The organism is Haloferax mucosum ATCC BAA-1512 (genome assembly GCF_000337815.1).
Taxonomy (GTDB): Archaea; Halobacteriota; Halobacteria; order Halobacteriales; family Haloferacaceae; genus Haloferax; species Haloferax mucosum.
On the sequence record NZ_AOLN01000018.1, the window covers coordinates 650,918 to 677,304 of the forward strand.

Here is a 26,387-nt window from a genome sequence, read left to right on the forward strand (position 1 = left end):
TGCGCGTCAGGCTTCGATGATGTCGTCGTCTGCGAACTCCGGAACGATGAGTTCACCGTCGAGCGACTGCACCGCCCGCCCGCCGACGCGGATATCCGTGCCGACCGTGACGCGGACCACACTCGGGCGGTCAACGAAGTGCCCCTGCTCGAATCTGAGTTCGTCGGGGACCGAATCGAATGCGCCGACTTGCCGGAGATACGCCCCGCAAGCACCGCTCGCGGTTCCCGTCGCGGGGTCTTCGGGGATGCCGACACCCGGCGCGAAACAGCGGGCGTGAAGCGTCGAGTCGCCGTCGATAGCGTCGAAACTGAAGGCGTAGATGCCCGCGGCGTCGTGTTCGGCGGCGAGGTCGCAAAGCGCGCCGTGGTCGGGCGCGGCCGACGAGAGGTGTTCGAGAAAGTTGACGGGCACCATGAGAAACGGCAGTCCGGTGGAGGCGAGGGCGACCGGGAGGTCCGCGCCGACGTCGCGGAGGGCGGCGTCGTCGATACCGAGTGCCGACGCGAACCGGCCGTAATCGACGTCGAGACGTTCGACGGTGGGCGCGTCTTGGGTCATCCACACTTCGCCGAGGTCATCGACTTCGATGTCGAGCGTGCCGACGTTCGTTTCGAGCGAGTGGGTTCCAGGTTCGATGGCGCGTTCGGCGGCGAGGTGGGCGTACGCGGCAATCGTCGCGTGCCCACAGAGGTCGATTTCCTGTGTCGGCGTGAAGTATCGGATTCGGCGGTCAGCGACGGACGACGAGAGGATAAATGCCGTCTCGCTCGCGCCGAGTTCGGCCGCGATGGCGCGCATCTGGTCCGCGTCGAGTCCGTCAGCGTCGGGGACGACACCGGCCGCGTTCCCGGACAACGGTTCTGTCGTGAAAGCATCGACGAGGAGGGCGCGTCGGCTATCCATGGGAGTGCGCACTGCACGGCGATGTATCAAACCCGCGGGTCGGCAGGCGAAAGCGAAGTAAGAAGTCGGTGATTCCGATGGTAGTTTTTCGGCGGCAGGCCGCTCACGCGCGGGTCCACCTGACGCGGCCGGACGGTTCGCCCGCACCGTCGCCTTGCATCACCTCGCGCATGTTCATACAGGCTGGACAACCGACGACTTCGTCCATCTCGTTGCCGAAGACGCGCACGAAGTCGCGGGACACGAACTCACCACAGTTACCACACGTGTGCATGTTTGGTCACCTACGAACGTGCATACTCGTTCTCCCGATATAACTATGAGCAATGTTAACATAGGTTATGAAACTCCTGAATCCCGAATAGAGGCGGTTAATTGGCTCCTAACGACGATTTTAGCGTTCTAAGCACCGTCTAGACCCGCGAGGCGAGTCGTACAGATTAAAGGGCATCAGGCGCGGCAGTACGGACGGTGAACGGAAGTTATGGGCGACCTCCCCGACGAATTTAAGTGTACCATCACGAACTGGGAGTACATCTACGGGCTTTGTCGTGACGTCTCCGACGACGTCAAACAGTCCGAATTCGAACCCGACGTTATCGTCGCGCTGGCGCGCGGCGGTTGGTTCGCAGGGCGTTGTATCTGCGATTTCCTCGGGTTAGACGACTTGACGAGCCTGAAAATGGAACACTACGTCGGTACGGCCCAGAAATCGAACGAACCCGAAGTCCGCTACCCGATGCCGGAGGGGAGCGTCGAAGGCAAAGACGTGCTCATCATCGACGACATCGCCGACACCGGCGGGTCGATCAAACGCGCACACGAGTACGTGACCGACCGCAACGCGGGCGAAGTCCGCACGGCGACTCTGCAACTCCTCCAGACGAGCGAGTTCGAACCCGACTACGTCGGCGAGCGCCTCGAAGCGTGGGCGTGGGTCGTCTACCCGTGGAACTTCATCGAGGACATGATAGACCTTACCTCGGGGGTGATGGCGAAAGCCGGCGACGACACCTTCGAATTGGAGGACATCCGCCACTATCTCGCCGAGTTCCACGACGTAGACCGCATCGAGATGGAGATCGCCCAACCCGACCGCATGCCGGAAGTGATGGCGGAGATGGAACGACGTGACTACGTCGAATCTACCGGTGACGGCGCGTGGCGACTCCTCGAAAACGACGGCGTCGGAGCCTGACAGGCGCACACGACCCACGCAACTCGACCTTTTCCGGCCGCCAACCCGACGAGTGAGACGCCGGAAGCGAAACGTTAGTCAGCGTGACAGCCGTGGCCTCGCCCATGTCGCTTCTTTCGATTTTCGTCACGGCGCTGTTGCCTATCCTCGCCATCGGCGCAGTGGGGTTTCTCTTGGGCCGCGTCCGCGACGTTGACCCCGGTCCGCTCAACACCGTGACGGTGTACGTCCTCGCACCGGCGCTGGTCTTCTACAGCCTTGCAACGACCGAACTCGCCGGAGCGACGCTTGCGACTCTCACAGCCGGGGTGACCGTCTACCACGTCGTGATGATACTCGTCGCCGCGGGTATCGCCCGCCTCGTCGGCATCCCCGAACCGCTTTTGGGCGCACTCGTTCTCGTCGCCGCCTTTCCCAACTCGGGAAACTACGGCGTTCCCGTGAGTTCCTTCGCGTTCGGTGCGACCGGGCGTTCGACCGCCGTCGTCTACCTCGCGGTGCAGGGCGTGCTCATCTACACGCTCGGCGTCTACATCGCCGGGGCCGGGTCGTCGTCAGACTCGGCCGACGCGTCTCCCGGCTGGCGCGTCGGCGTGAGACGAGTCCTCCGAATCCCGCTCATCTACGCCGTCGTCGCCGCGCTCGTCGTCCGCTGGCTCGGTCTCGTGCCGCCGACCGACCTCGCCGCGATGCAGACGCTCAAACTCGTCGGCGACTCCTCAATTCCGATGATGCTTCTCATTCTCGGCATTCAACTCGCCGGTGCCGACCTCGGGACGACGCTCCCCGAGGTCGGTCTCGTCGCGGGGCTGAAGATGGTCGTCGCGCCCGCCGTCGCGGTCGGCATCGCACTCGTCGCCGGATTCGGCGACCTCACCGTCGCGCGGACCTTCGTTCTCGAATCCGCCATGCCCGCCGCGGTCACCCCGCTCATCCTCGTCGCCGAGTTCGGTGATGCCGGCGACGCCACCGTCTCGGTCGCCGAATTCGTCTCCGCGGCCGTCTTTGCGACGACGCTTCTCAGTATCCCCGTTCTCTCGGTGCTTATCTTCCTCCTCGACGGCGGATTCCCCGTCTAATTGCGGCGACGACACGCCGATTCGCCACGACTTTGTGCGCACCCACCGACTGTCAGGTATGAAAATCGGATTCATCGGTGGCAGTGGTATCTACGAGGCGCTTCCCCTCGAAAACACCCGTGAAGAACCCGTCGAGACGCCGTTCGGCGAACCTTCGACGACGCCTATCGTCGGCGAGTTCGGCGACACCGGCCGCGAAGTCGTTTTCCTGCCGCGTCACGGACCGGACCACCAGCACTCGCCGACGACGCTTCCGTACCGTGCGAACATCTTCGCACTGAAGAAACTCGGCGTCACTCACATTCTCGCCAGCAACGCCGTCGGGAGTCTCAAAGAGGACCTCCCGCCGCAGACGCTCGTCGTCCCCGACCAGATTTACGACCGCACGAAACACCGGCCTCTCACGTTCTTCAACGAGGGCATCGTCGTCCACCAGCCGTTCGCCAACCCGTACGACGAGGAACTCGTCTCTATTCTCGCCGAAGCGGCCGCGGAAGCGACCGACGCGAAGGTCCAAGAAGGCGGCACCTACGTCTGCATCGAAGGCCCCTCGTACTCCACGAAAGCCGAAAGCGAACACTACCGCGCGCAGGGCTGGGACATCGTCGGCATGACCACCATTCCGGAAGCAAAACTTGCCCGTGAGGCCGAAATCGCCTACGCGACCATCACCGGCGTCACCGACTACGACGTGTGGAAAGAAGACAGCGAAGTCACCCTCGACGAAGTACTGAAGAACGCCGCCGCCAACGAAGACGCCATCAAGGAGACCGTCGAGGCGGCGATTCGGAAGATTCCTGACGGCCACGAAACCGGTAGCCACTCCGCACTCGAAGGGACCATCAACACGCCCGACGAGGCAATCCCCGAAGCGACGAAAGAAACGCTCGCGCCGCTTATCGACCGGTACGTCGAGTAAGCAGAGAGACGCTCAGCGGTTCAGTTCCTCGCGTTCGGTCGCGTCAGAAGCACTTCGCGCGGCGCTGTCGGTCGGCGAGAATTCGACTGCGAAACACCGCTCACAGTACTCGTTTTTCCCGTGTTCCGTCGTCGTCAGCGGAACCGCCGCCGCGACGAGTTGCGTGCTGAACTCCCGAACGACGCCGCGGGCGTCGGCGTCACCACAGACGGTGCAGTTGCGGACTGACTTCGGCGTCGTAACCACGTCTCGGACGCGACCCCTCGTCGTCGGACTGTACGAGACGTAGCCAGGGAAGTAGCAGTGTAGCCAGAAGATAGGAAAGAAAAACACGACTCCTAACTCGGGAAGTGAAGGAACGAGAATAACCGCGGTGAGGAATGCGAATAGCGTCGAGGTAAGAAGCGAGACGGCGACAGTCAGGCGACGAAGCGTACTGGAGAGCAGGGTCGGTCGGGACACACCGGAAAGTGGCGAGTGTCTGAAATAAATGCTTAGTCGTCCGCGACGGCGTCGGCTTCGAGTTCGGGGTCGTCTTCAGCCTCGCTCGATGCAGGTGCCACGTCCTCGTCGTCCTCACCCAACGACTCCGTATCGGACGATGCGTCGAACGCCTCGGGGTTCCGAATCCAGAGGTCACCAAACAGTTCGTCCTGTTTGAGGTAGACGTTGCTCCGGTGTGCGAGGAACAACAGCGCGAGATACGTCGTCATCACAGTGTCTGCAACGTCCCGAATCTCGGCGAAGAGCACCTCGTCACGGCCCTTCTCGTACTGCGTCGAGAGGACGTCGCGGACGGTGTCAACGACAGACTCGATATCTTCGTTGTGGGCGGTCCCGGTGACGTCGTCTTCGGTCGGTTCGCCCGCCCCGCGCATCTCGCCGGGCGTGTGGTAGTCAAGCGTCTGCGTCCCGCGTGAAAACCCGCGGGGCGACTCGGAGGTGTCGTACTCGCGGCGGCGTTTCCACCACGACCCGCGTTCCGCTTCGCGGAGTTCGCGGACGAGTTCGTCCAGCGTCTCCGGCGACCCGCGGGCGTGTTTGCGTTCGAGACGGCGGTCCATCTCGTCTTCGAGCGCGTCAATGGGGTCGAATCCGGGCGGGCCACCATCGTCGCCGGGATGGCCGTCGGCGGCGCTATCTTGGAGGGCGAGTTCCCACGGTTCGAGTTCTTCTTCGTCGGGTTCGTCGGGTGCGAGGAGTTCGTCGGATTTCATCCGCAGGAGAACGCTCGCGTAGAAGAGCGCGCGACCCGTGGTCCGGAGGTCCATCGCATCGAGACGCGCTAAGAAGGCGTCGGTCACGTCAACGATGTCGATATCCCACGGGTCGATTGTCCCCTCTTTGGCGAGTTGCACGAGGAGTTCGACAGGTTCGACTTCGTCTTCGTCCGATTCTGAGACGTCTTCCGGCAACACGTCGTCCATCGCGTCCTCTCCGGTCGCCTCGGATTCGGTATCCGTGTCGCGGCCGGCGGCATCGGCGAAGGCCAAGCCGTCAGCGGCGGCCGATTCGTCCGCACCGCGGTCACGCGTGAGGTTCAGTTCGGGGATATCGTCAGTCATTCGTCGGGACCTCCGCTTCGACCTCGACGCCGGTGTCGTCGTGTTCGTCACCACCGTCGTTGTGTCCGTCGCTACCGTCGTCGCTGTCGCCGCCGGTTCCATCGTCACCGTCGGTCCTGTCGGCGGTATCGTCACCGGCGCCGTCGCCGCCGAACTGGATGCCGGTGACGGCGCTGACGTTGTCACCCTGCATCGTCACGCCGATGGCGCGCTCGGCGCGTTCGAGGAGCGCAGAGCGGTGGGAGACGACGACGAACTGGGCGTCTCCGGCGAGGTCATCGACCATCTGTCCGACGCGCTCGGCGTTGGCGGCGTCGAGGAACGCGTCAACTTCGTCCAGCGCGTAGAACGGCGCGGGGTTGTGACGCTGAATGGCGAAGATGAACGCGAGCGCCGTCAGTGACTTCTCGCCGCCGGACATCGCGTCGAGGCGCTGAATCGGCTTGTCGCCCGGTTGGGCTTTCATCGTCAAGCCCTCCTCGAAGGGGTCGTCTGGGTTTTCGAGGTGCAGGTGGCCCGTCCCGTTCGACAGACGCTCGAAGATATCGGTGAAGTTCTCGGCGATGGCGTCGAACGACTCCATGAACGTCGCTTTCTTCTGTGATTCGTACTGGTCGATGCGCTCGGCGATGGCGTCGCGCTCTTCGACCAACACGTCGCGTCGTTCTTGGAGGTCATCGAGGTCGGCTTTCACGTCGTCGTACTCGTCGATTGCGAGCATGTTGACCGGTTCGAGCGCTTCCATCTCCTCGGTGAGCCGTTCGATTTCGGACTCGACGGTGCTGTGGTCCGGAATCTCGTCTGGGTCGTAGTCGCCGACCTGTGCTTCGAGTTCGTCGATTTCCCATTCGAGGCGCTCTGCGGCAGACCGCATGCTTTCGAGTTTGGACTCGACCGCGTTCACCCGGTCTTTCTTCTCGTCGCGGGCACTGCGCGCTTCGCGGAGGTCGTCCTGAAGTTCGCGGCGGTCTTCTTTGAGGTCAACCAGTTCGTCTTCGAGTTCCGCGACCGCCTCGCGCTTCGCTTCGAGGTCTGCCTCGCGGGATTCGATGTTGGATTCGGCCTCGGCGATTGTCTCGCTTGCCTCTGCCTTGCGGTTCTGTGCGCTTTCGACCGTCTCGTGGAGGTCGTCAACCGCATCCTCGGCGTACTGCTTTTCGAGTTGAATCTCGTTGAGGCGGCCGTCGAGCGTGGACATCCGGTCTTCGAGGTCGTCGATGTTCGCGCGAATCTCGTCGGTTTGGGCGGTGAGTTCCGGAATCTCCGAGTCGGCGAGTTCGGTTTCGATGTCCTCGATATCGGCTTCGACGGCGGCGATTTCGTCGTCGTACGCGGCGATTTCGTCGTCGAGGTCGGACATCTCCTCGTCAACCGACTTGCGCTCGGATTCGAGTTCGTCCAGTCTGTCGTTCAAGCGGTCGATTTCGGCTTCCGCGTCGTCGATATCCGCCTGCGCGTCTTCGACTTCGCGCTCGATGGTTCGGACGCGGTCGGCGGCGTCGGAGGCCCGACCGCGGGCGTCGTCGAGGTCGTCGTCGATAGCTCGAATCTCGCTGTTGAGCGAGCGGCGGCGGTCTTCGAGCGTCGTGATTTCTTTGGCGATGCGTTCGAGTTTGCCCTCGCCGGACTTCGAAAAAGAGTACCGAGAACTACCGCCGGACCCGCCGGTCATCGCGCCGGAGCGCTCGACTAAGTCGCCGTCGAGGGTGACCATGCGGTAGTCGCCCATCAGGTCGCGGGCGGTCTCCATGTCCTCGACGACGAGCGTCGAACCGAGGACGTACGAAAAGATGGATTCGTACTGGCTGTCGTACTCGACGAGGTTGCGCGCGAAGTCAACGACGCCCGGGTGGGTCGGCTTGTGCGGAAGCCCGCGGTTGTCCATCTTCGTGATGGGGAGGAAGGTCGCGCGACCCGCGTTCCGAGACTTCAGGTGGTTAATACAGGACGAACCGACGCCGTCGTCGTCCACGACGACGTTTGCGAGACGGCCACCAGCGGCCGTCTCACAGGCTTTGGCGTACTCGCCATCGACCGAGCCGAGTTGTCCGACGGCACCATGAACGCCGGAGAGACCGGCGTTGAGGATGGTCGTGACCGCTCGTGGCCACGAGTTGTCGCCGTCTTTTCCGGCCCGCGCTTCGAGGCGCGCGTACTCGGATTGCTTGGTCTGGAGTTCGTCCGTGACCTCGGAGAGTTCGTCGTTCAACTCGGCCTTTTCGGCCTGCAAGTCCTCGATGATGCCGTCTATCTTCGCCTTGTTCTTTTCGGCGGTGTCGAGTTCGCTGTGCAGGTCCGAAAGGGTCGCTTTCAGTTCCGGGATGCGCTCGTGGGTGCGGTCGATTTCGTCTTGCGTCTCGGAAATCTCGTTCGACCGGCGACGAGCATCGTCGAGGAGGCGGTCTTTGGCGCGCTGGCGGTCGTTCTTCTCGTCTTTGAATTCGTCGAGCGCCTCCTTTTTCTCCGCGAGTTCGGACTTCAGTTCGTCGAACTCGGTGTCAACGGAGTCGATTTCCGCCTGTACCTCGGAGAGTTCGACCCGCTTCGACTGGATGTCGCTTTTGACCGACGCCTTCTCGACTTTAACCTCGCGGATATCGGCTTCGAGGTCGTCGATTTTCTCCTGTTTCCGGTCGATATCGACGAAGGCGGTCCGGCGTTCGGCCTCGGCGTCGTCGCGTTTCTCCTCGGCCGCCTCGATGGTGTTTTCAAGGCGTGCGATGTCGCCTTTTATCTCCTCCATCTCGGATTTGATGCGGAGTTGCTCGTCTTCGCCCTTCCGCTCGATTTCGTGGGTGAGGTCTTCGAGGTCTTCTTCCAGACGGGTGACCTTGCCCTGTCGTTCGTCGAGTTCGGCTTGGAGGGCTTCGAGGTCTGATGCGGTCGATTCGATGCGCGATTCGGTGCGGTCGAGGTCGTCGCGTTTGTCTTCGAGTTCGGCCGCCTTCAAGTAGCCCTCGTACTCTTCTTTCTCGTCGCGGAGTCCCTTGTATTCGAGTGCGGTCTCTCGCTCGTCGGCGAGTTGGTCGAGACGCGTCTCTTTTTCTTCGATGCGGAGGTCCGCTTCGTCAACGCGTTCTTCGACCGCTTCGAGTTCTTCGAAGGCGGCGTCTTTCTTCTCGTCGAACTCGGCGACGCCCGCGATTTCGTCGATGATGCCCCGGCGCTGATAGGGCGTCATGTTGATGATTTCGGTCACGTCGCCCTGCATGACGACGTTGTAGCCCTCGGGCGTGATACCCGCTTGCGCGAGGAGGTCTTGGATGTCCGAGAGGTTTACCGACCGCTCGTTGAGATAGTAATACGAGTAGTAGTTGTCTGGCGTCTCCTTGACGCGGCGTTTGATGGTGATTTCGTCCACGTCGCCGACGTTGTCGGTGCCGGCGGCATTGACGACCTGTGACCGGTCGAGCGTGCCCGCCGAGTTGTCGAGAACGACCGTGACACTCGCTTCTTTGGGTTGTGTCGGCGCGTCGCCGTCGCTTCCGTCGGCGTGGCCGGGATTATAGATGAGGTCCGTCAGTTTCTCGGCGCGAATCCCGCGGGTACGGGCCAAACCGAGCGCGAAGAGAACGCCGTCGATAATGTTCGATTTTCCTGAACCGTTCGGGCCGGTAACGACCGTGAAATCCTCGTAGAACGGGATGCGAGTCGGCCGCCCGAAGCTCTTGAAACCGTCAAGAACGAGCTCTTTGATGTGCATGGGTTGGTGTTCACGCGGGCGACGCCCGCAAAGAGAGCGCGCCGCATGGACACGGGACGCGCTCGCGGTTGACGGCGCGTCCGATTACGCGACGATGATGTCGTCGTCGGGGGAGTCGCCGCCGTCTTCGTCAGTCTCCTTGGACTCGTCCGTTTTAATCTCATCGTCGTCGGCCTGTGCGACAGGCTCGGCTTCGACGGTCTCTTCGGCTTCCTCTTCTTCCGGCTCCCAGTCGCCGCGACGACGTGGAGCACGAGACGGCACCTCGACGTTGTTTTCGTCTTCGAGCTGTCGCAGTCGTTCTTTAGTCTCGACGAGTTCCTCGGTGAGTCCGTTCACCGCGGCCTGCAGTTCCGCAACCTTCGATTCGAGTTCCTCCACCCGATTACTCATGGGTAAGATAGCGCCGCGCGTGAGACATAAATGTGCGTCAGACAATCACCGAGAATGTGATACGTGCGCGAACGCGTCTCCGTGGTTTCTGTATCGGACGCTATCGTTCGCATCACGCATGGACGTATCGGCCGTTACCGACCGCACTTCACACGCTACGGACGTATTTGTCGCCGCTTTGAACCACGGCGGTGTCCGACCGTGAACGGAACTGAGACGGCGGAAGTTGACGCCGATAGCCCCGCCGCTCGCAACTGTCCCGTTAGTCTTTAGCCCACCGCCGTCGAAGCGCGGCCAATGACTGCGCAAGCGCTCGAACAGCGCGAACTCTCGGTCGTCATCGGGTTGGAGGTCCACGTCCAACTCGAAACGGCCACGAAGATTTTCTGCGGCTGTTCGACCGAGCCCGCCGAGGACGAAGCGCCGAACACCCGCGTCTGCCCGGTCTGCCTCGGGCTTCCCGGTGCGCTTCCGGTACTCAACGAAGCGGCCGTCGAATCCGCCGTCAAAATCGGCAAGGCGCTGAACGCCGATATTGCCGAGGACACCCGGTTCCACCGGAAGAACTACTACTACCCCGACCTCCCGAAGAACTTCCAGATCACTCAGTACGACGCGCCAATCTGCGCCGACGGGACGCTGGAAGTCGCCGTCGAAGGAACCCGCCGCGACATCGGCGTCACACGCGCGCACCTCGAAGAGGACCCCGGAAGCCTCCAACACAAAGGCGGCAGTATCGACACCGCGGACTACACGCTCGTCAACTACAACCGCGCCGGCACGCCGCTCGTCGAAATCGTCACCGAACCGGACTTCCGCAGTCCGCAGGAGACGCGCGCGTTCCTCGCCAAACTCGAAGAGGTGCTCGAATACCTCGGCGTCTTCGATGCGACCCGCGACGGGTCGCTCCGCATCGACGCCAACATCTCGCTCGTCCCCGCCGACGAGGTTGACGACGACGGCACGATTTCGGATGAGGCGCTCGAAGCGGCGAACCGCACGGAAGTCAAGAACATCTCCAGCCACAAGGGCGCAGAGAAGGCGCTGGCCTACGAGGTCACCCGCCAGAAGAACGCTATCAAACGCGGCCGCGCTGTCGAACAGGAGACCCGCCACTGGGACGAATCCCGCGGCATCACCGTCTCGATGCGCTCGAAGGAAGAAGAAAAGGACTACCGCTACTTCCAGGAGGCCGACCTCCCACCGCTCCAAGTCGCTCACTGGAAAGAGGAGATTCCGATTCCGGAACTCCCCGACGCGCGCCGCGAGCGCTTCCAGACCGAGTACGGCATCGACGAGGAATCCGCCTCGAAGCTCACTTCGACCAAGGAAGTCGCCGACTTCTTCGAAGACGTTGCGGCCGAGTTCGACGCCGACCTCGCCGCGACGTGGGTCGCCGACAACTTGCTGGGCGAACTCAACTACCGCGACATGCGTATCACCGACGTGTCGGACCGACTCGACGAGTTCACGCGTCTTATCGAACTCGTCGATACCGACGAGGTGACGACGAAGAACGCCGAGGAAATCGTCCTCCGCGAGATGCTCGACGAGGAGAAAGACCCGGACACCATCGTCGAAGAAGAAGGACTCGGCAAGGCCGACGACGACGAAATCGGCGGCTTCGTCACCGAAGCCATCGAAGAGAATCCAGACGCGGTCTCCGACTACCACGACGGCGAAGGCGGCGCGTTGAACTTCCTCGTCGGCCAAGTCATGCAGAAGTCCAAAGGAAGCGCCGACCCCGGCACCGTCAACCAGTTGCTCCGCGAACAACTCGACGAATAACGGCGCTCGGCACCGCGCAAGACCGAATTCGTGCTCGGTCACGGGTTGGTGACAGAACCCACGAACTCACGCTATCGCGTCTCGCTGTTTCGACCGCATCCCGGGAGACGGCGCACGAAAATCACTCATTGTCAGCGTCGCGGCCGAACAGTATCGCCGACCCGAGGACGACCGCGACCCATGTCAGAAACGACTCAGCGGCCGGATTCGACGGGAGTGGTTGCCGGGAGCCAGATTGGTACACGACGTAATACTCGCCGTCGAGTTCGAACACGGGGACGCCATCTCGTTCCGACCAGAGTTCAGTTTTCGAGTGGGCAGACCCGGTCTGAATCGCCGTGAGAACGGTCGGATACCGTTCGGCGGGACGGGAGACGTCGTCCAGCGCCGTCGCCGCGGACACCCGCTCAGTCGAGAGGACGTACTTGCCTGCGTCCCACGTCGAGTTGTACGCGTACACGACACCGTCGTAAGAGAGGTACGGCGCTCTGCTTACGAGGTATCCCGTGCTAGAACTTGTCACTGTTGGGTGGTCAATGGTAATAGTTCCGTCAAGCGTCGCCGCTTCGAGCGTGCAATGTCGTGACGGGCGCACCGTGTATAAGCACGCAAACCCAGAGAGACCGCCACGACTCGACAGCGCGTTTCGGTCATCCCTGTCGGGGACCACGAGGCGATTGTCTTCGCTCGTGAGTTCGCCCGCCTCGTAGGTGTACCGCGGGGTGGTGAGACCGAGAAACGGTCCCCAAAGCGGGGTGAAAATCAACAGCACCGCGAGGACCAGACGGAGTCGGTTGGTAGAGAGCAGTCGCATACGCGACCATGATAGCGAGGTCTGAAATCTATTTTGTCTGTCAGCTTTAGTCGTCGCCGGCGGACGCGGTCGGGGCGCGGTCCAACACGCCTTCGCGCCACGTGCCGGCCCGGAACCACGCGATAGCGACGACGAACGACGCGATTGCGCCGAAGACGTAGGCCCACCAAAGCCCTTCGACACCCAAGTCGAACCCGGAGACGGGACCGATTCCGGGGACCGAAACCGTCCACGCGAAGGCGAGCGCAAGCGCGACGGGCACGCGGAAAATCCACCGCGAGAGGAACGACAGGGCCATCGCCGCTTTCGTGATTCCAGCGCCGCGGAACGCGCCTTGAATGACCATCACGCCGCCGAAGAACGCCCACGACGGAGCGACCATCCGAAGGAAGGTGACGCCCTCGTCTACGACCGCCTCCTCGCCGATGAACAGCCGCATCGCCTCGCCGGGAAACGCCATCACGAGTCCGCCGGCGGCGAAGAGAATCCCCATCGTCGCTATCATCGCCGTCCACGTGACCGATGCCGCCCGGTCAGGCGTTCGCGCGCCGAGGTTCTGCCCGACGCCGGTTGCCGTAGCTTGTCCGACGGCCCCGGAGACGGTCCACGAGACGGACATCAACCGAACACCGATACCGTAGGCCGCGGTCGCAATCGGGCCGAAACGGGCGACGAATCCGGCCATCACGACCGCGGAGAAGCTCCGTGCCCACCCGTCGAGTGTGGCCGGGTAGCCGATATCGACGAGTTTCTTGAGGCGTACGGGGTCGGGCCGGAGGTCGGCGAGGTGGAGTTTGATCCCCCAGTCGCCGCGGAGGAGGATGTAGACACCAGCAACGGTTGCGAACAGACGCGCGATGAGCGTCGCTATCGCCGCACCGCGCGTTCCCATCCCGGGGACGGGACCCCAACCAAGGATGAAAACCGGGTCGAGAACGACGTTGAGACCCGCAGAGGCGACCATGAGCCACATGGCTGTCTTGGTGTCGCCCGCGCCCTGCAACGCGGCGCGAAAGGCAAAAAAGAGGAACGTCAACGGGAGCGAGAGGAAGACGACCTCGATGTAGGCGAGCGCCTTGGTGAAGACGGCACCCTGCGCACCGATGAGTTCCAAAAGCGGGTATCTGAACGCGAAGCCGACGACCGCGAGGACGGCCGAAACGGCCAGCGTGAGGAGAATCGTCTGGCCGACGACGTGGTCTGCTTGTCGCTTTTCGCCAGCGCCGATGTGCTGTGAGACGAGCGCAATCGTCGAGGCGGTGATACCCATCGCGGTCGAGACGAACATCCAACTCGTCGGAAACATGAGCGAGACGGCGGCGACGGCGTCGGCACCGACACGCCCGACCCAAAACACGTCCGCGAGGTTGTAGAGCGTCTGCAGGAGGTTTCCCGCGACGAGTGGCCACGAGAGGGCAAACAGTTTGGGGGCAATCGCCCCTTCCGTCATGTCGATTCGTGATTCACCCGACACGTTTTGTGGTTCGGCGCACGGCTGTTAGCACTTCTGGTGTGGTGATGTTTTGACCGTCTTTCCCAGGGGACTTTTGATGATGATGCCGTCTTTCCCAGGGGACAACACCTTCGCGCGCGACGCGTCCACACCCGTACACTCGTATCCGCGCGCGTTAGGCCTTCTACACTAAGAATCCGGGCACGAAAGGTTTAGGACAAATCCCGTCATATCGCCGCTCAATGAGCCGCGGCCCGGAACTCATCATCACAGAGAAGGACAACGCCGCGAGGCGCATCGCCGACATCTTGAGCGGCGAGACCGCCACCGCAGAGCGGATGAACGGCGTCAACGTCTACAAGTGGGGCGGAAAGCGCTGTATCGGCCTGTCGGGGCACGTCGTCGGCGTGGATTTCCCGCCGGAGTACAACGACTGGCGCGACGTCGAACCAGTCGAACTCATCAGTGCGCCCGTCGAGAAACACCCCACACAGGAGAATATCGTCGCCGCGCTCCGGCGACTCGCCCGCAAGGCCGGAAACGTCACTATCGCCACAGACTACGACCGTGAGGGCGAACTCATCGGCAAGGAGGCCTACGAACTCGTCCGCGACGTGAACGAGGACGTTCCCGTAGACCGCGTTCGGTTCTCGTCGATTACGAACCGCGAGGTGACAGAGGCGTTCGAGAATCCGGACGACCTCGATTTCGACCTCGCCGCCGCCGGCGAAGCGCGACAGATTATCGACCTCGTCTGGGGGGCCGCGCTCACGCGCTTCCTCTCGCTTTCAGCCCGGCAACTCGGCAACGACTTCATCTCGGTCGGTCGCGTGCAGGGACCCACCCTGAAACTCATCGTTGACCGCGAGCGCGAAATCGAAGCGTTCGACCCCGAGGACTACTGGGAACTGTTCTCTAAACTCACGAAGGACGCAGACGGGGCCGCCGAATCCTTCGAAGCCCAGTATTTCTACCTCGACGATGACGGCACCGAAGCCGAGCGTATTTGGGACGAAGAAGCCGCCGAATCCGCCTACGAGACGGTTCTCGACGTCGAGACTGCGGAAGTCACTGCGGTCAAGCGCCGCACTCGAACGGACAAGCCGCCCGCGCCGTTCAACACTACACAGTTCATCCGCGCCGCCGGCTCTATCGGCTACTCCGCACAGCGAGCGATGAGCATCGCCGAGGACCTCTACACCGCCGGCTACATCACCTACCCGCGGACCGACAACACGGTCTATCCCGACGACCTCGACCCGCGCGAACTCCTCGGCGCGTTCGAAGGTGACCGCCGGTTCAAAGACGACGCGAAGTCGCTCCTCGAACAGGAGGAAATCGAACCGACCGAGGGCGATAACGAGACGACCGACCACCCGCCGATTCACCCGACCGGCGAACTTCCATCCGCGTCCGACCTCTCCGAAGACGAGTGGGACGTGTACGAACTCGTCGTCCGCCGGTTCTTCGCTACCGTCGCCGAGAACGCGGTCTGGGAGCACCTCCGCGTCGTCGCCGAAGCCGCTGGACTCTCACTCAAGGCCAATGGCAAGCGACTTCTCGAGCCGGGTTACCACGAGGTCTACCCCTACTTCAACTCCACTGAGTCGTTCGTCCCCGACGTGGAGGAAGGCGAATCGCTCGTCCTCTCCGACACCCACCTCGACGCGAAGCAGACGCAACCACCGCGACGCTACGGTCAGTCGCGGCTCATCGAGACGATGGAACAGATGGGTATCGGGACGAAAGCGACCCGCCACGACGTGATTCAAAAGCTCTACGACCGCGGCTACATCGAGAGCGACCCGCCGCGTCCGACCCGCCTCGCGCGGGCCGTCGTGGAGGCCTCTGAGGACTTCGCAAAGCTCATCGTCAGTGAGGAGATGACCTCGCAACTCGAATCCGACATGCTGGCTATCGCCCGCGGTGAGGCCACGTTGGAGAACGTGACCGAGGAGTCCAAAGCGATGCTCGAAGACGTGTTCGAGGGTCTCATGGAATCCCGCGAGGAACTCGGCACGCAACTACAGGACTCGCTCAAGGCCGACAAGACCGTTGGGACCTGTCCCGACTGTGGCGGCGACCTCGTCGTCCGCAAGAGCCGACGCGGTTCGTACTTCATCGGCTGTGACTCCTACCCCGACTGTACGCACACGCTCCCGCTTCCCTCGACCGGCAAGCCGCTCATCATGGAGGACGCCTGTGAGGAACACGATCTCCACCACATCAAGATGCTTGCCGGGCGCAAGACGTTCGTCCACGGCTGTCCGCTCTGTAAGGCCGAGGAAGCCGACGAAGAAGACGACCTGATTATCGGGTCGTGTCCCGAGTGCGGAGAGGAAGCAGGCGGGGAGTTGGCTATCAAACGCCTCCGCTCTGGCTCCCGACTCGTCGGCTGTACCCGCTATCCCGACTGCGACTACTCGCTTCCGCTTCCGCGACGTGGCGACATCGAAGTCACAGACGGGTCCTGCGACGAACACGACCTACCAGAACTGCGGATTACGTACGACGGCGACCGCGAACCGTGGGACCTCGGCTGTCCCATCTGCAACTACCGCGAGTACCAGGCCCAACAGAACGGAGCGGGCGACTCGGAGTTAGAGAGCATCAAGGGTATCGGGGCGAAGACCGCCGAGAAACTGAAAGAAGCCGGTATCGAGGACGTGAAGACGCTGAAGGCGTCCGAGCCGGACGACATCGCCGACAGAGTTGAGGGCGTCGGTGCGGAGACGGTTCGGAAGTGGCAGACTGCGGCGGACTAATTTTCGGACCAAACATAGCATTTCTCTCGCCCGCTCTCTACGGAAACAGCCGGTAATCGAGCGAGCCAGACGCCGACTGAACTTCCCCTGCGTTTCGCGCTACTTTGCGACAACTGTGATTCGGACGCGATACGTTCGATTAGCTTGCTGTGCGAAAATGAGCCATCCTCCGAGAGTGTACGCCTGAGTCGGTCGATTATCTCCGTCTCCCGGATACCGTCAACGAGGAGCTTGTCTGCTTTCTCGTCGCGTCCCACATTGCGATATGCCACGTATCGGGCACCAGTTCGAGTGAGTGACCATCGACGTTGCTTGTGTGGTTCGTCATCGGGCCACTCTTGATGAACGAAGTCGAGAATCCAGCCAGCAATCGCATACAAATCTGCATGACGCCGAGACACGCCCGTCTGAGAGGCGATATCGTCTTTCGTCCCTCGACTGTCGCCGATGGCCGAAAGCACGGTATCGAGCGTTTCGAACGAGTTCGCAAGCGGGATTCGCTTAGAGGGAATCGGACCCACTTCGTCAGACTCCCCAAACAGGTTCCAGAATCGCTCGTCTGGCACGAACTGTTCAGTGTCTCGACGGACACCAACCTGAAGGTCAACCATCGATTCGAACAGTGTCGAGCCATCCACCAGATGGATTCCGGCACGCTCTGCACTTTCGATGGCAGGGGTGGTGTACGAACTCGACGTGATGACCGTCCCAGTGTCACAACCAGTGTCAGCTAACGCGCCCTGAAATCGCTGAATGGAGGGCGAACCAACCGAGTTTGCCGGAGAATATTGTTTCACTTGGACGCCTAACGAAACATCCAAAAGCGAATTTCGGACGTGGCCGTCTATGTCGATCCCGCCGTCTTGGCGGAACGCTGTCACCGAGAATCGTGCAGGTGGAAGTGACTCTGTGAGCACCGATTCACAGAGTAACTCGAAGTCTTCGGCGGCGAGTTCCCTCGATTGTGTTTCGACGTACTCAGTCGCGGCGACAGCATCCATCGTCCGACAAATTTGGTGACAGCCGATGTAAAATTCACCACAATCGGTAGTCACCCAGTGCATCCGCACGCTTTTTAGGCCCCCTCAAGCATAGACCGACCAATGAGCTATCCGTGGGAAGACTGGGACCATATCACCAAAATCGACCCCGACAAAGACCTCGTCGACGGCGAAACGTTCGAAGACGTCTGCGAGACCGGCACCGACGCGCTCGAAATCGGCGGCACGCTCGACATCACCGAAGAGAAGATGGAACGCGTCGTCGAAGCCACGGCGAAGTACGACGTGCCAATCTATCAGGAACCGTCAAATCCAGCGGTCGTCATCGACGACGACGCGCTCGACGGTTACCTCATCCCGACCGTGTTCAACTCCAGTGACTCCTTTTGGATTACCGGCGCGCACAAAGAGTGGGTTCGAATCGAAGACGGACTCGACTGGGACCGAACCCACACCGAGGCGTACATCGTCCTCAACCCCGATTCCTCCGTCGCCGAGTACACCGAGGCGGACACCGACCAATCGGCCGATGACGTGGCATCGTTCGCCCGCGTCGCCGAGAAGATGTTCGGCCAAGATATCGTCTACATCGAGTACTCCGGCACCTACGGCGACCCCGAGAAAGTCTGTGCGGCCCACGACGCGCTGGACGACGCAACGCTGTTCTACGGCGGTGGCATCCATGACTACGAATCGGCCCACGAGATGGGCACGTGCGCCGACGTCGTCGTCGTCGGAGACCTCCTCCACGACAAGGGTGTCGATGCCGTCCGCGAGACGGTCGAAGGTGCAAAAGACGCTTCGGCGGAGCGCATCGACGCACAGTAACTCGGTAACAGTCGAGGCGGTCTCTCTTCCTGATTACACCGGGTCTGTGGTGTCCGTTTTTGTGCTCGTACCCGAACACGCATCACCTGCTGGAGTCGCTGGTGCGCCCCGGCCGAGGAGCGTCGCCGACGCAACGAGCACCAGAAACGAAACCGTACCGGCGAGAATGACACCGCCGAGCGGGAACGCCCCGAAAAGAAGCACGGCAATCCGTCCGGCGAATCCCACGAGGGCGACAGCAGAGACGACGGGAACGAACGAAACGTCGAACGCGAGGTCGCGGAACACGGGGGTTGCGGCGAGAAGCGACCGTTCACGAGCGATAGCAACCGTCGCGGCCGCCGAAAGATAGGTGCCGACGAGGGCAACAACGGCGGCGACGACCAATCCGACGACATCGAGCACCGAGAAATCGAAGTACCGGAGCGCACGCGGGGTTGAGAGTGCGAGCGCCGTCAACGACAGGCGTGACGAGTTGAAAACGACAGCGAGGATACCGACCGCCGGAAGTTGGAGCGTGACGAGAGCGACCGACAGGCGAACACCTTCGGCGACGATGCCGGGGAAGTCGTCGAACGACGGGAGCGCGGTCGCGCGCCGGTCGCCGCCGCGAACGAGTCTGACGACGTAGCCGACGAGCAAAACACCTGCCAGCGGCGTGGCGAACGAGGCGAGTGTCACGAGCAGTCCAACGACGAAGGTGTCGAAGGACGTATCTTCTGCAAGTGGGAGTGTGAAGGCGGATTCGAAGTCTGAAGCGTCCATGTTCGAGACGAGATGGGCGCGTATTGGTTCATAAACCTCCGCCGGAGAAGAGTGTCGTGATACCATATGACTTGCAGGAGCGAAACGGCCGTGTTTAAGACGCACGGTCGGGAACCACGTCGTATGCGAAACCGAACGTACACGGCCGACGCCGAGCCTGGTGACACCGTCACCGTCGCCGGCTGGGTTCACGAAGTTCGTGACCTCGGCGGCATCGCGTTCCTGATCCTCCGGGATACGACCGGCAAGATTCAGGTCAAATTCGAGAAGGACGAGATGGACGACGACCTCGTCGAGACGGGACTGGGTGTCCACCGCGAGAGCGTCATCAGCGTCACCGGCGACGTCGCAGAGGAGCCGCGCGCGCCGACGGGCGTCGAAATCACGCCCGAGAGCCTCGACGTCATCGCCGAGGCCGAGGCACAACTTCCGCTCGACCCCTCAGGCAAGGTCGATGCCGAGCTTTCGACGCGCCTCGACAACCGGACGCTCGACCTCCGGAAAGACGAAGTAAAGGCCATCTTCGAGATTCGCGCCGAAGTCCAGCGCGCCGTCCGTGATGAATTCCGCACCCTCCGCGCGACCGAGATCAACACGCCGAAAATCGTCGCCACGGGTACCGAAGGCGGCACCGAACTCTTCCCCATCACCTACTTCGGGCAGGAAGCGTTCATGAACCAGTCGCCACAGCTGTTCAAACAGCTGATGGTCGGCTCCGGACTCGAACGCGTCTTCGAAGTCGGTCCGATCTTCCGCGCCGAAGAGCACAACACGCCGCGCCACCTCAACGAAGCGACTTCCATCGACTTCGAATCCGCTTTCATCGACCACACCGAGGCGATGGACGTCTGTGAGGCCGTCGTCAAGGCCGCCTACGAGGCAGTCGAAGAGAACTGTCAGGACGAACTCGAAGCGCTCGGTCTCGCCGAGGAGTTCGAAGCGCCGTCCGGCGAGTTCCCGCGTCTCACCTACGAGGAAGCCATCCAGCGCATCAACGCGACGGGCGAACTCGACGAGCAACTCGTCTGGGGCGACGACCTTCCGACCGAAGGCGAGAAGGCGCTCGGCGATGACGTCGGCGAACACTACTTCATCACCGACTGGCCCAGCGAAATCAAGCCGTTCTATATCAAGGACCACGACGACGACGAGACGCTTTCGACTGGCTTCGACATGATGCACCCGAACATGGAACTGGTCTCGGGTGGCCAGCGTGAACACCGCTTCGAGCACCTCGTCGCCGGATTCGAACAGCAGGGTCTCGACCCCGACGCGTTCGAATACTACACGAAGATGTTCAAGTACGGCATGCCCCCGCACGCAGGATTCGGTCTCGGCGGCGAGCGTCTCATCATGACGATGCTCGGGCTTGGGAACATCCGAGAAGCTGTGCTGTTCCCGCGAGACAGACAACGCCTGAGTCCTTAGACGAAGGCGTTTCTGGGAGGGGGAACAGCGAGCAACGCGACGCGTTGTGAGTGAGTTCCCGTGAGACAGACAACGCCTGAGTCCCTAGACGAGGGGACATCGTCGACCCGCACAAAAGACACTCAATCGATATTTTTTGCGAAACAATCGTAACCGCTCCGTCGAGTGGACACACTATGGACGAAAGTCGCCACCGGGAGAGAGAAAGATGAACCCCAAAGCGTTCACCGACAGCGAAGACAACGGCGATTCACCACTCCAAGAGTTGGCCGCCGGAGTTATCATCACTCTTACATTTCTCGTCGGATTCGGCCTGTTCGCACTTGGTTATTCGTGGGGCTGGGTGGCGTTCGTGGTCGGCTTTGCGGGAGTCCTCCCCGCCGCGATAGCGCTCGTAAAGCTCTACGAATCTCGCCGCGACGACGACGCAGACGCCTCGAAGCCCGAGACCGAAGACGCACTGGAGGCGCTTCGCCGACGCTACGCGACGGGAGAACTAACCGAGGCTGAGTTCGAGCGAAAGGTCGAGCGACTGTTGGAGACAGAGACCGTCGCCGACGCCAGAAAGCAGGTGGCCGACCGAACGCGAACGACGGATACGGAAAAAGAAAGCGTCGAATTTGAACGCAAGTGAACTGAAAAGGCGGGAACGAAGGAACGCGAGCGCGACGAAACGCAACATCGTTAACCGACCCGCGTCGTAGGAAAACCGATGAGCGACGACGCGACGGCTTTCGTCCCCGGCCACATCACGGGCTTTTTCAGCGCCCACCCCGACGACGACCCGGCGGTCGCGGGGTCGCGCGGTGCGGGGCTAACGCTCTCTCACGGCGTCACCGTAACCGTCAAACCGGCACCAGAACCCGCGACGTTCCTCGACGACGAACCGGTCGAGATGCCGCCGGTCGCGGACGTGCTTCAGACGCTCGGCGTGAGCGCCACGGTCCGCGCCGAAAGCGAACTGCCGCTCGGTGCTGGGTTCGGCGTCTCCGGCGCGATGGCGCTCGGGACGGCGCTCGCGGCGAACGCCGTCTTCGACTGCGGCCGGTCCGAAAACGAACTCGTCACGGTTGCCCACGAAGCAGAGGTCCGCGCGGGAACCGGTCTCGGCGACGTGGTCGCACAGGCACGCGGCGGACTACCAATCCGCGTCGAACCCGGCGCGCCGAACCACGGCCGGATGGACGGCATATCGGCTCGTCCGCGAGTCGAATACGTCGCGTTCGGCGGTCTTTCGACTGCCGAAATCCTCTCCGGAGATACGACAGCACTCACCGACGCCGGAGAGTCGGCCCTCGAAGCACTCCGCGCCAGACCCACACTCGACCGGTTCCTCGCCGAATCGAGACGGTTCGCCCGCGATGCCGACCTCCTCACCGACCGCGTCGCGGCCGCAATCGAAGACGTGCGAGAGACCGGCGGCGACGGATCGATGGCGATGCTCGGCGAGACGGTGTTCGCCGTCGGAACCGGACTTTCGGACGCCGGGTACGACGCCGAGAGCTGTCGCGTCCACGCCGCCGGAGCGACGCTTCGAGACGACTAATTCTCACGGGAGTTTCGCGTCGGCGATGAGAAAACGTGTTAGTTCAGCGGTGACGAAACCACAGGCATGAGCGACATCGAGATTCCCGAGAGCCACCCGCGATACGAGTCGCTTCTCACCAGACACCGCATCGAGGTGGGTGTCGAGAAGGGTATCACGAGCAGGCAGGGACTCATCGCACAGGGTCGCGGCGAGGCGTTCGATTACCTCCTCGGCGAACAGACGATTCCGAGCGCGGACGAGGCGGCGCGGGCCGCGGCGGCGCATCTCCTGCTGGCCGACCACCCGGTCGTCTCCGTCAACGGAAACGTCGCGGCGCTCTGCCCCGAGGAAATCGTCGAACTCGCTGAGGCGACCGACGCCGACATCGAGGTGAACCTGTTCAATCGTACCGACGAGCGCATGCAGACCATCGTAGACCACCTGCGCGAACACGGAGCCGACGAAGTGAAGGGTCTCACTGCCGACGGGCGAATCCCGGGAATCGACCACGAACGCGCCAAAGTCGATGCCGACGGTATCGGGAGTGCGGATGTCGTCGTCGTCCCCCTCGAAGACGGCGACCGCGCGGCGGCGCTCGGCGAGATGGAGAAGATCGAAATCGTCGTGGACCTCAACCCGATGTCGCGCTCTGCACGGGTCGCTACCGTTCCAATCGTGGACAACATCGTCCGTGCGGTGCCGAACGTGACGGGCCACGCCCGAGACCTGCAGGGTGCCGCGCGCGACGAACTCGAAACAATCGTCGCCGACTTCGACGCCGACGAGGCGCTCGAAGCGGCCGAGCGGGCGATTCGGACTGGCGGCGAGTGAGCGTCGCGCAACGCGAACTCACGTGAACCCACTCACCAGCACCGCCAACCACTGCGCGGGGTCGCGTCGCCGACGAACGTCGATTGCATCGATCCACTTGACCCACTGGAATCCGCGTCGGTTCGGAGCGACGAGTCGAAGCGGTGCGCCGTGGCCGTGCGAAAGCGGTTCGTCGCCGACGCGGGTTGCGAGAAGCATCTCGCGCGCTTCCTCGATTGGGAACGACCACCGATAGCCCGTGACCGACCGGACCGTGACCCACCGCGCTGACGAGTGAACATCGGCGTTCGAAAGCACGTCGCCGAGTCTGACGCCGGTCCAATTCTGTACTGTGTACCACCCGCTCGTGCAGTCGAGGAGGACCGACTGGGTTTCGTCGGGGCCGAAGTCCGCGCGGCGGAGCGTGAGCGGGTGTGCGACCAGCCCGTCCACCGAAAGCGACCACGCGTCGGGGTCGATTGGGTCGGGGTCGTCGGCGACCCAACTCGTGACCGGAAACGACGCGTTGCCGTCCCCCGACGGAACCGGCCGCGAGCCGGTGAAGCGGCGTGTCATGCCGTGAATCGCACCGACTGTTTCGGTGGCGCGGTAGGTGACCGCGCCGAAGACGAGTATCGCGCCGAACTGGAGGGCGCGGCGACGGCCCTCGAAATCGACCCGGCGAGGCGTGTGAAAGCGCGAGCGGAGGTGAACGAGGAGAATCGGGAGGACGAGCAGGCCGAAGCCGATGTGAACGTTGAGAAGCGTCCAAAAGCCGAGTCCGACCTCGACGCCGAGCACCCACGCGATTCCGGTTCCAAGCGCCGCGAGCGCGACGACAGCGAGGAGAATCGAGACAGCGGTGTGGCGGTCCCGGAGCCGAGAGTCGAGCACACGGCGGCGGACGCGGTACAGTTTGAAGCCGACGAGAACGACGAGCGAGAGTCCGGCGACGCCGTGAGTGACGAACAAGAGTCCGTTCGCTGGATGGCCTGCACCGAGGCTCAAGACGCCGGAAAGCGCCTCGAACAAGACGAGTACGAGAATCGACCAGTCAACCGCCCGCGGCGGGGGTTCGACTCGTCGGAGTGTTCGAGCGATACGACCAGCCATGCGAATTAATAGCGTGGCGAGCGGGAAGAACTCGTCGCGGGTCGCCGACGGGTCGAAGAAAGTGAGTCGAAGACCGACAAAGGGCGGTGGAGTACGACGAAGGGCGGTGGAGTACGACGAAAGACGGTGAGGGATGTGAAGGGCGCGACGGCAAATTGCGGCGAACAGTCGCTTCAGTCGTCCGTCGAGAGCGCCGGTGGAAGGTCGGCCGGGAGGCGGTCTCTATCGTGCGGCGCGGTGAAATCGAGGTCCGGGCCGACACCGTAGATGCGCTTCGGGTTGATATCGCCGTGGCTGACGAAGTAGTGGCGGACGATGTGGTCCATGTTGACCGTCTGTTCGACGCCCGGTAGCTGGTAGAGTTCCTTCGTGTAGTTCCAGAGGTTGTCGTACTCGTGGATGGCCTTCTTGTTGCACTTGAAGTGCGTGTGGTAGACGTGGTCGAAGCGAATCAGTGTCACGAACATCGCGATGTCGGCTTCGGTGAGCACGTCGCCCGCGAGGAACCGCTGGTCTTCGAGGACCGACTCCCAGTGGTCGAGCGCGTCGAACAGTTCGGTGACGGCATTCTCGTAGGCGTCCTGTGTCGTTGCGAATCCGGCGCGGTAGACGCCGTTGTTGATTGGCTCGTAAATCTCGTCGATGAGCCGTTCGACGTCCGCTTCGTACCCCTCGGGGACGAGGTCGACGTCGTTCTCGGCGAGCGGGTCGAACGCCTCGTCGAGCATGCGCATAATCTCACGCGATTCGTTGTTGACGATGGTCTCGCGTTCTTTGTCCCACAGAACTGGGACCGTAACGCGGCCGGTGAACTCGTCGTCAGTACGGAGGTAGATGTCGCGCAGGAACTCCTCGCCGTACAGTGGGTCCGGCAGGCTGTCGGAGAACTCCCAGCCGTCGTCGATGCGGACCGGTTCGACGAGCGAGAGCGAAACCGCGTCTTCGAGTCCCTTCAGCGCGCGCGTCATCGCAGTCCGGTGTGCCCACGGACAGGCGCGACAGATGTACAGGTGGTATCGCCCGGTCTCGACGGGGAACCGTTCGTCCTCGCCGACCCAGTTGCGGAACGTCGTCGTCTGGCGCTCGAACTCGCCGCCTTCGTTGTTGGCGACGAACTTGTCGGTTCGCCACTCGCCTTCGTAGAGCATGTTCATGCTACCACGACCTGAGGTGCTGACATCGACTGCTGGTTAGGGCGAGAGCAACAAAAGTTGGGAGGCGACACGGATGTAACCACACACAACGGATTTTGTCGCCACTATAGCGTCAGAAGTCGAGCACCAGTAGCTTTTACTACCTAGTGATATCACCAAGTAGTATGTCGTTCGACGGATTCACCGACGCGACAGAAGCACAGGTCACGCGCGCAATCTCCGACTCGTGGATGGAGGAGTTCCGCGAGCGGACGGACACAGACGTCATCATCGTCGGCGGCGGTCCATCCGGTCTCGTCGCGGCGAAGGAACTCGCCGAACGCGGCGTGGATGTAACCATCGTCGAGAAGAACAACTACCTCGGCGGCGGCTTTTGGCTCGGCGGCTTCCTAATGAACAAAATCACCGTCCGCGGCCCGGCCAACGAAGTCCTCGACGAACTCGACGTGCCGTACGAAGAAAGCGACGAAGCCGACGGACTCTACGTCGCCGACGGCCCGCACGCCTGTTCCGCGCTCATCAAGGCCGCCTGTGACGCCGGTGCTGAAATCCAGAACATGACGGAGTTCACCGACGTCGTCCTCCGCGAAGACGACCGCGTCGGCGGCATCGTCATGAACTGGACGCCGGTTCACGCCCTCCCGCGCGAACTCACCTGTGTCGACCCGATTGCCGTCGAATCCGACCTCGTACTCGACGCGACGGGGCACGACGCCGTCGTCCTCTCGAAGCTCTCCGAGCGCGGCGTCCTCGACGTGAGCGGTATCGAACACGCGAAGACGCACAACACGGGGATGGACAAGACGAGCGACGGCGAATACGGCGCACCTGGCCACGACTCGCCCGGCCACGACTCGATGTGGGTCTCCGAGAGCGAAGACAACATCGTCGAGCAGACGGGCGTCGTCCACCCCGGCGTCGTCGCCTCCGGTATGGCCGTCGCCACCGCACACCACCTCCCGCGCATGGGGCCGACCTTCGGTGCCATGCTCCTGTCCGGCAAGCAGGCGGCGCAGTCCTGTCTCGACGAACTCGGCCGCGACGCGTCCGAAGTGACTATCAGCGGTCCCGCGGCCGCAGACGACTGAGCAGGTGCATGCCCCGGACCTGTCTCCCGCCGGGGCACCCCGACAGGCCCAACTGGTCCGTAGTTACAGCGGAGACGATGAGCACTTTT

At 62.5% G+C, this 26,387-nt stretch carries 23 protein-coding genes; 11 read left to right on the forward strand and 12 right to left on the reverse strand.

Annotated elements, in window-relative coordinates; genetic code table 11:
- Positions 1–6: 6 nt before the first annotated feature.
- Both C440_RS15995 and C440_RS17880 read right to left on the reverse strand, forming a co-directional pair.
- On the reverse strand, positions 7–906 hold the full coding sequence (locus C440_RS15995) for a PhzF family phenazine biosynthesis protein (protein ID WP_008321696.1): 900 nt from the start codon (positions 904–906) through the stop codon (positions 7–9).
- A gap of 103 nt (positions 907–1,009) precedes the next feature.
- The gene (locus C440_RS17880; protein WP_008321697.1) at positions 1,010–1,180 is read right to left on the reverse strand and encodes a DUF7563 family protein; all 171 of its coding nucleotides are present in this window, start codon (positions 1,178–1,180) and stop codon (positions 1,010–1,012) included.
- A 210-nt stretch (positions 1,181–1,390) separates the two neighbouring features.
- Here C440_RS17880 and C440_RS16000 point away from each other — a divergent pair, with 210 nt between their 5' ends.
- The 3 genes from C440_RS16000 to mtnP all read left to right on the forward strand — a co-directional run bounded on the left by C440_RS16000 (position 1,391) and on the right by mtnP (position 4,102).
- A complete protein-coding gene (locus tag C440_RS16000) occupies positions 1,391–2,104 on the forward strand; it encodes a phosphoribosyltransferase (RefSeq protein WP_008321699.1) in 714 nt (237 codons plus the stop codon).
- Between the two features lie 104 nt (positions 2,105–2,208).
- Complete coding sequence (locus C440_RS16005) at positions 2,209–3,183, forward strand: AEC family transporter (RefSeq protein ID WP_008321700.1); 975 nt, start codon at positions 2,209–2,211, stop codon at positions 3,181–3,183.
- Between the two features lie 58 nt (positions 3,184–3,241).
- Positions 3,242–4,102, forward strand: coding sequence for an S-methyl-5'-thioadenosine phosphorylase (gene mtnP / locus C440_RS16010; RefSeq protein ID WP_008321701.1), 861 nt, complete (start codon positions 3,242–3,244; stop codon positions 4,100–4,102).
- Positions 4,103–4,114: 12 nt separating this feature from the next.
- Here mtnP and C440_RS16015 read toward each other — a convergent pair whose 3' ends face one another.
- The 4 genes from C440_RS16015 to C440_RS16030 form a co-directional block, all read right to left on the reverse strand.
- Positions 4,115–4,564 carry a hypothetical protein gene (locus tag C440_RS16015; RefSeq protein WP_008321702.1) on the reverse strand — a complete coding sequence of 150 codons (450 nt, stop codon included), beginning with the start codon at positions 4,562–4,564 and terminating at the stop codon, positions 4,115–4,117.
- A gap of 32 nt (positions 4,565–4,596) precedes the next feature.
- On the reverse strand, positions 4,597–5,667 hold the full coding sequence (locus tag C440_RS16020) for a segregation and condensation protein A (protein ID WP_008321703.1): 1,071 nt from the start codon (positions 5,665–5,667) through the stop codon (positions 4,597–4,599).
- On the reverse strand, positions 5,660–9,370 hold the full coding sequence (smc, locus tag C440_RS16025) for a chromosome segregation protein SMC (RefSeq protein WP_008321705.1): 3,711 nt from the start codon (positions 9,368–9,370) through the stop codon (positions 5,660–5,662). The genes C440_RS16020 and smc overlap by 8 nt, the downstream gene beginning before the upstream one ends.
- 84 nt (positions 9,371–9,454) lie before the next feature.
- Positions 9,455–9,763, reverse strand: a complete 309-nt coding sequence (locus tag C440_RS16030) for a DUF7518 family protein (RefSeq protein ID WP_193788411.1) — start codon at positions 9,761–9,763, stop codon at positions 9,455–9,457.
- 297 nt (positions 9,764–10,060) lie between these two features.
- On the opposite strand from C440_RS16030, the gene gatB reads away from it, so the two are divergent.
- Positions 10,061–11,551 (forward strand): Asp-tRNA(Asn)/Glu-tRNA(Gln) amidotransferase subunit GatB, encoded by a 1,491-nt coding sequence (gene gatB, locus C440_RS16035; RefSeq protein ID WP_008321707.1) that lies wholly within the window; start codon positions 10,061–10,063, stop codon positions 11,549–11,551.
- A 121-nt stretch (positions 11,552–11,672) separates the two neighbouring features.
- Here the strand turns inward: gatB and C440_RS16040 are convergent, their stop codons facing one another.
- Positions 11,673–12,365: a hypothetical protein gene (locus tag C440_RS16040; RefSeq protein ID WP_008321708.1), complete on the reverse strand. Its 693-nt coding sequence runs from the start codon at positions 12,363–12,365 to the stop codon at positions 11,673–11,675.
- Positions 12,366–12,411: 46 nt separating this feature from the next.
- A complete protein-coding gene (locus C440_RS16045) occupies positions 12,412–13,839 on the reverse strand; it encodes an MATE family efflux transporter (protein ID WP_338035389.1) in 1,428 nt (475 codons plus the stop codon).
- Between the two features lie 221 nt (positions 13,840–14,060).
- On the opposite strand from C440_RS16045, the gene C440_RS16050 reads away from it, so the two are divergent.
- Positions 14,061–16,583, forward strand: a complete 2,523-nt coding sequence (locus C440_RS16050) for a DNA topoisomerase I (protein WP_008321710.1) — start codon at positions 14,061–14,063, stop codon at positions 16,581–16,583.
- On the opposite strand, the gene C440_RS16055 is transcribed toward C440_RS16050, so the two are convergent.
- Complete coding sequence (locus C440_RS16055; protein WP_008321711.1) at positions 16,580–17,584, reverse strand: restriction endonuclease; 1,005 nt, start codon at positions 17,582–17,584, stop codon at positions 16,580–16,582. The two genes, C440_RS16050 and C440_RS16055, sit on opposite strands and share 4 nt — an antisense overlap.
- A gap of 102 nt (positions 17,585–17,686) precedes the next feature.
- Between C440_RS16055 and C440_RS16060 the strand changes: the two genes are divergently transcribed.
- Entirely contained in the window at positions 17,687–18,412 is a 726-nt protein-coding gene (locus C440_RS16060) for a phosphoglycerol geranylgeranyltransferase (RefSeq protein ID WP_008321712.1), read from the forward strand.
- A gap of 33 nt (positions 18,413–18,445) precedes the next feature.
- On the opposite strand, the gene C440_RS16065 is transcribed toward C440_RS16060, so the two are convergent.
- Positions 18,446–19,177, reverse strand: coding sequence for a DUF4013 domain-containing protein (locus C440_RS16065; RefSeq protein WP_008321713.1), 732 nt, complete (start codon positions 19,175–19,177; stop codon positions 18,446–18,448).
- A 123-nt stretch (positions 19,178–19,300) separates the two neighbouring features.
- Between C440_RS16065 and aspS the strand changes: the two genes are divergently transcribed.
- The 4 genes from aspS to C440_RS16085 all read left to right on the forward strand — a co-directional run bounded on the left by aspS (position 19,301) and on the right by C440_RS16085 (position 22,964).
- Positions 19,301–20,605 (forward strand): aspartate--tRNA(Asn) ligase, encoded by a 1,305-nt coding sequence (gene aspS, locus C440_RS16070; protein WP_008321715.1) that lies wholly within the window; start codon positions 19,301–19,303, stop codon positions 20,603–20,605.
- Between the two features lie 208 nt (positions 20,606–20,813).
- Positions 20,814–21,239, forward strand: a complete 426-nt coding sequence (locus tag C440_RS16075; RefSeq protein ID WP_008321716.1) for an SHOCT domain-containing protein — start codon at positions 20,814–20,816, stop codon at positions 21,237–21,239.
- Positions 21,240–21,317: 78 nt separating this feature from the next.
- Positions 21,318–22,151 carry a pantoate kinase gene (locus tag C440_RS16080; protein WP_008321717.1) on the forward strand — a complete coding sequence of 278 codons (834 nt, stop codon included), beginning with the start codon at positions 21,318–21,320 and terminating at the stop codon, positions 22,149–22,151.
- Between the two features lie 66 nt (positions 22,152–22,217).
- Complete coding sequence (locus C440_RS16085; protein WP_008321718.1) at positions 22,218–22,964, forward strand: 4-phosphopantoate--beta-alanine ligase; 747 nt, start codon at positions 22,218–22,220, stop codon at positions 22,962–22,964.
- 18 nt (positions 22,965–22,982) lie between these two features.
- Here the strand turns inward: C440_RS16085 and C440_RS16090 are convergent, their stop codons facing one another.
- A complete protein-coding gene (locus C440_RS16090; protein ID WP_008321719.1) occupies positions 22,983–24,056 on the reverse strand; it encodes a molybdopterin-dependent oxidoreductase in 1,074 nt (357 codons plus the stop codon).
- Positions 24,057–24,229: 173 nt separating this feature from the next.
- Positions 24,230–25,210: a glutathione S-transferase family protein gene (locus tag C440_RS16095; protein ID WP_008321720.1), complete on the reverse strand. Its 981-nt coding sequence runs from the start codon at positions 25,208–25,210 to the stop codon at positions 24,230–24,232.
- A 164-nt stretch (positions 25,211–25,374) separates the two neighbouring features.
- On the opposite strand from C440_RS16095, the gene C440_RS16100 reads away from it, so the two are divergent.
- A complete protein-coding gene (locus C440_RS16100) occupies positions 25,375–26,298 on the forward strand; it encodes a sulfide-dependent adenosine diphosphate thiazole synthase (RefSeq protein WP_008321721.1) in 924 nt (307 codons plus the stop codon).
- Positions 26,299–26,387: the final 89 nt, after the last annotated feature.

Coding starts and splice junctions, on each gene's coding strand:
- C440_RS16030 (WP_193788411.1), bottom strand. CDS start 9,763: ATGAGTAATCGGGTGGAGGAACTCGAATCGAAGGTTGCGGAACTGCAG.
- C440_RS16095 (WP_008321720.1), bottom strand. CDS start 25,210: ATGAACATGCTCTACGAAGGCGAGTGGCGAACCGACAAGTTCGTCGCC.
- C440_RS16075 (WP_008321716.1), top strand. CDS start 20,814: ATGAACCCCAAAGCGTTCACCGACAGCGAAGACAACGGCGATTCACCA.
- gatB (WP_008321707.1), top strand. CDS start 10,061: ATGACTGCGCAAGCGCTCGAACAGCGCGAACTCTCGGTCGTCATCGGG.
- C440_RS16065 (WP_008321713.1), bottom strand. CDS start 19,177: ATGGACGCTTCAGACTTCGAATCCGCCTTCACACTCCCACTTGCAGAA.
- mtnP (WP_008321701.1), top strand. CDS start 3,242: ATGAAAATCGGATTCATCGGTGGCAGTGGTATCTACGAGGCGCTTCCC.
- C440_RS17880 (WP_008321697.1), bottom strand. CDS start 1,180: ATGCACACGTGTGGTAACTGTGGTGAGTTCGTGTCCCGCGACTTCGTG.
- C440_RS16050 (WP_008321710.1), top strand. CDS start 14,061: ATGAGCCGCGGCCCGGAACTCATCATCACAGAGAAGGACAACGCCGCG.
- C440_RS16100 (WP_008321721.1), top strand. CDS start 25,375: ATGTCGTTCGACGGATTCACCGACGCGACAGAAGCACAGGTCACGCGC.
- C440_RS16055 (WP_008321711.1), bottom strand. CDS start 17,584: ATGGATGCTGTCGCCGCGACTGAGTACGTCGAAACACAATCGAGGGAA.
- C440_RS16085 (WP_008321718.1), top strand. CDS start 22,218: ATGAGCGACATCGAGATTCCCGAGAGCCACCCGCGATACGAGTCGCTT.
- C440_RS16040 (WP_008321708.1), bottom strand. CDS start 12,365: ATGCGACTGCTCTCTACCAACCGACTCCGTCTGGTCCTCGCGGTGCTG.
- C440_RS16090 (WP_008321719.1), bottom strand. CDS start 24,056: ATGGCTGGTCGTATCGCTCGAACACTCCGACGAGTCGAACCCCCGCCG.
- smc (WP_008321705.1), bottom strand. CDS start 9,370: ATGCACATCAAAGAGCTCGTTCTTGACGGTTTCAAGAGCTTCGGGCGG.
- aspS (WP_008321715.1), top strand. CDS start 19,301: ATGCGAAACCGAACGTACACGGCCGACGCCGAGCCTGGTGACACCGTC.
- C440_RS16000 (WP_008321699.1), top strand. CDS start 1,391: ATGGGCGACCTCCCCGACGAATTTAAGTGTACCATCACGAACTGGGAG.
- C440_RS15995 (WP_008321696.1), bottom strand. CDS start 906: ATGGATAGCCGACGCGCCCTCCTCGTCGATGCTTTCACGACAGAACCG.
- C440_RS16080 (WP_008321717.1), top strand. CDS start 21,318: ATGAGCGACGACGCGACGGCTTTCGTCCCCGGCCACATCACGGGCTTT.
- C440_RS16060 (WP_008321712.1), top strand. CDS start 17,687: ATGAGCTATCCGTGGGAAGACTGGGACCATATCACCAAAATCGACCCC.
- C440_RS16020 (WP_008321703.1), bottom strand. CDS start 5,667: ATGACTGACGATATCCCCGAACTGAACCTCACGCGTGACCGCGGTGCG.
- C440_RS16005 (WP_008321700.1), top strand. CDS start 2,209: ATGTCGCTTCTTTCGATTTTCGTCACGGCGCTGTTGCCTATCCTCGCC.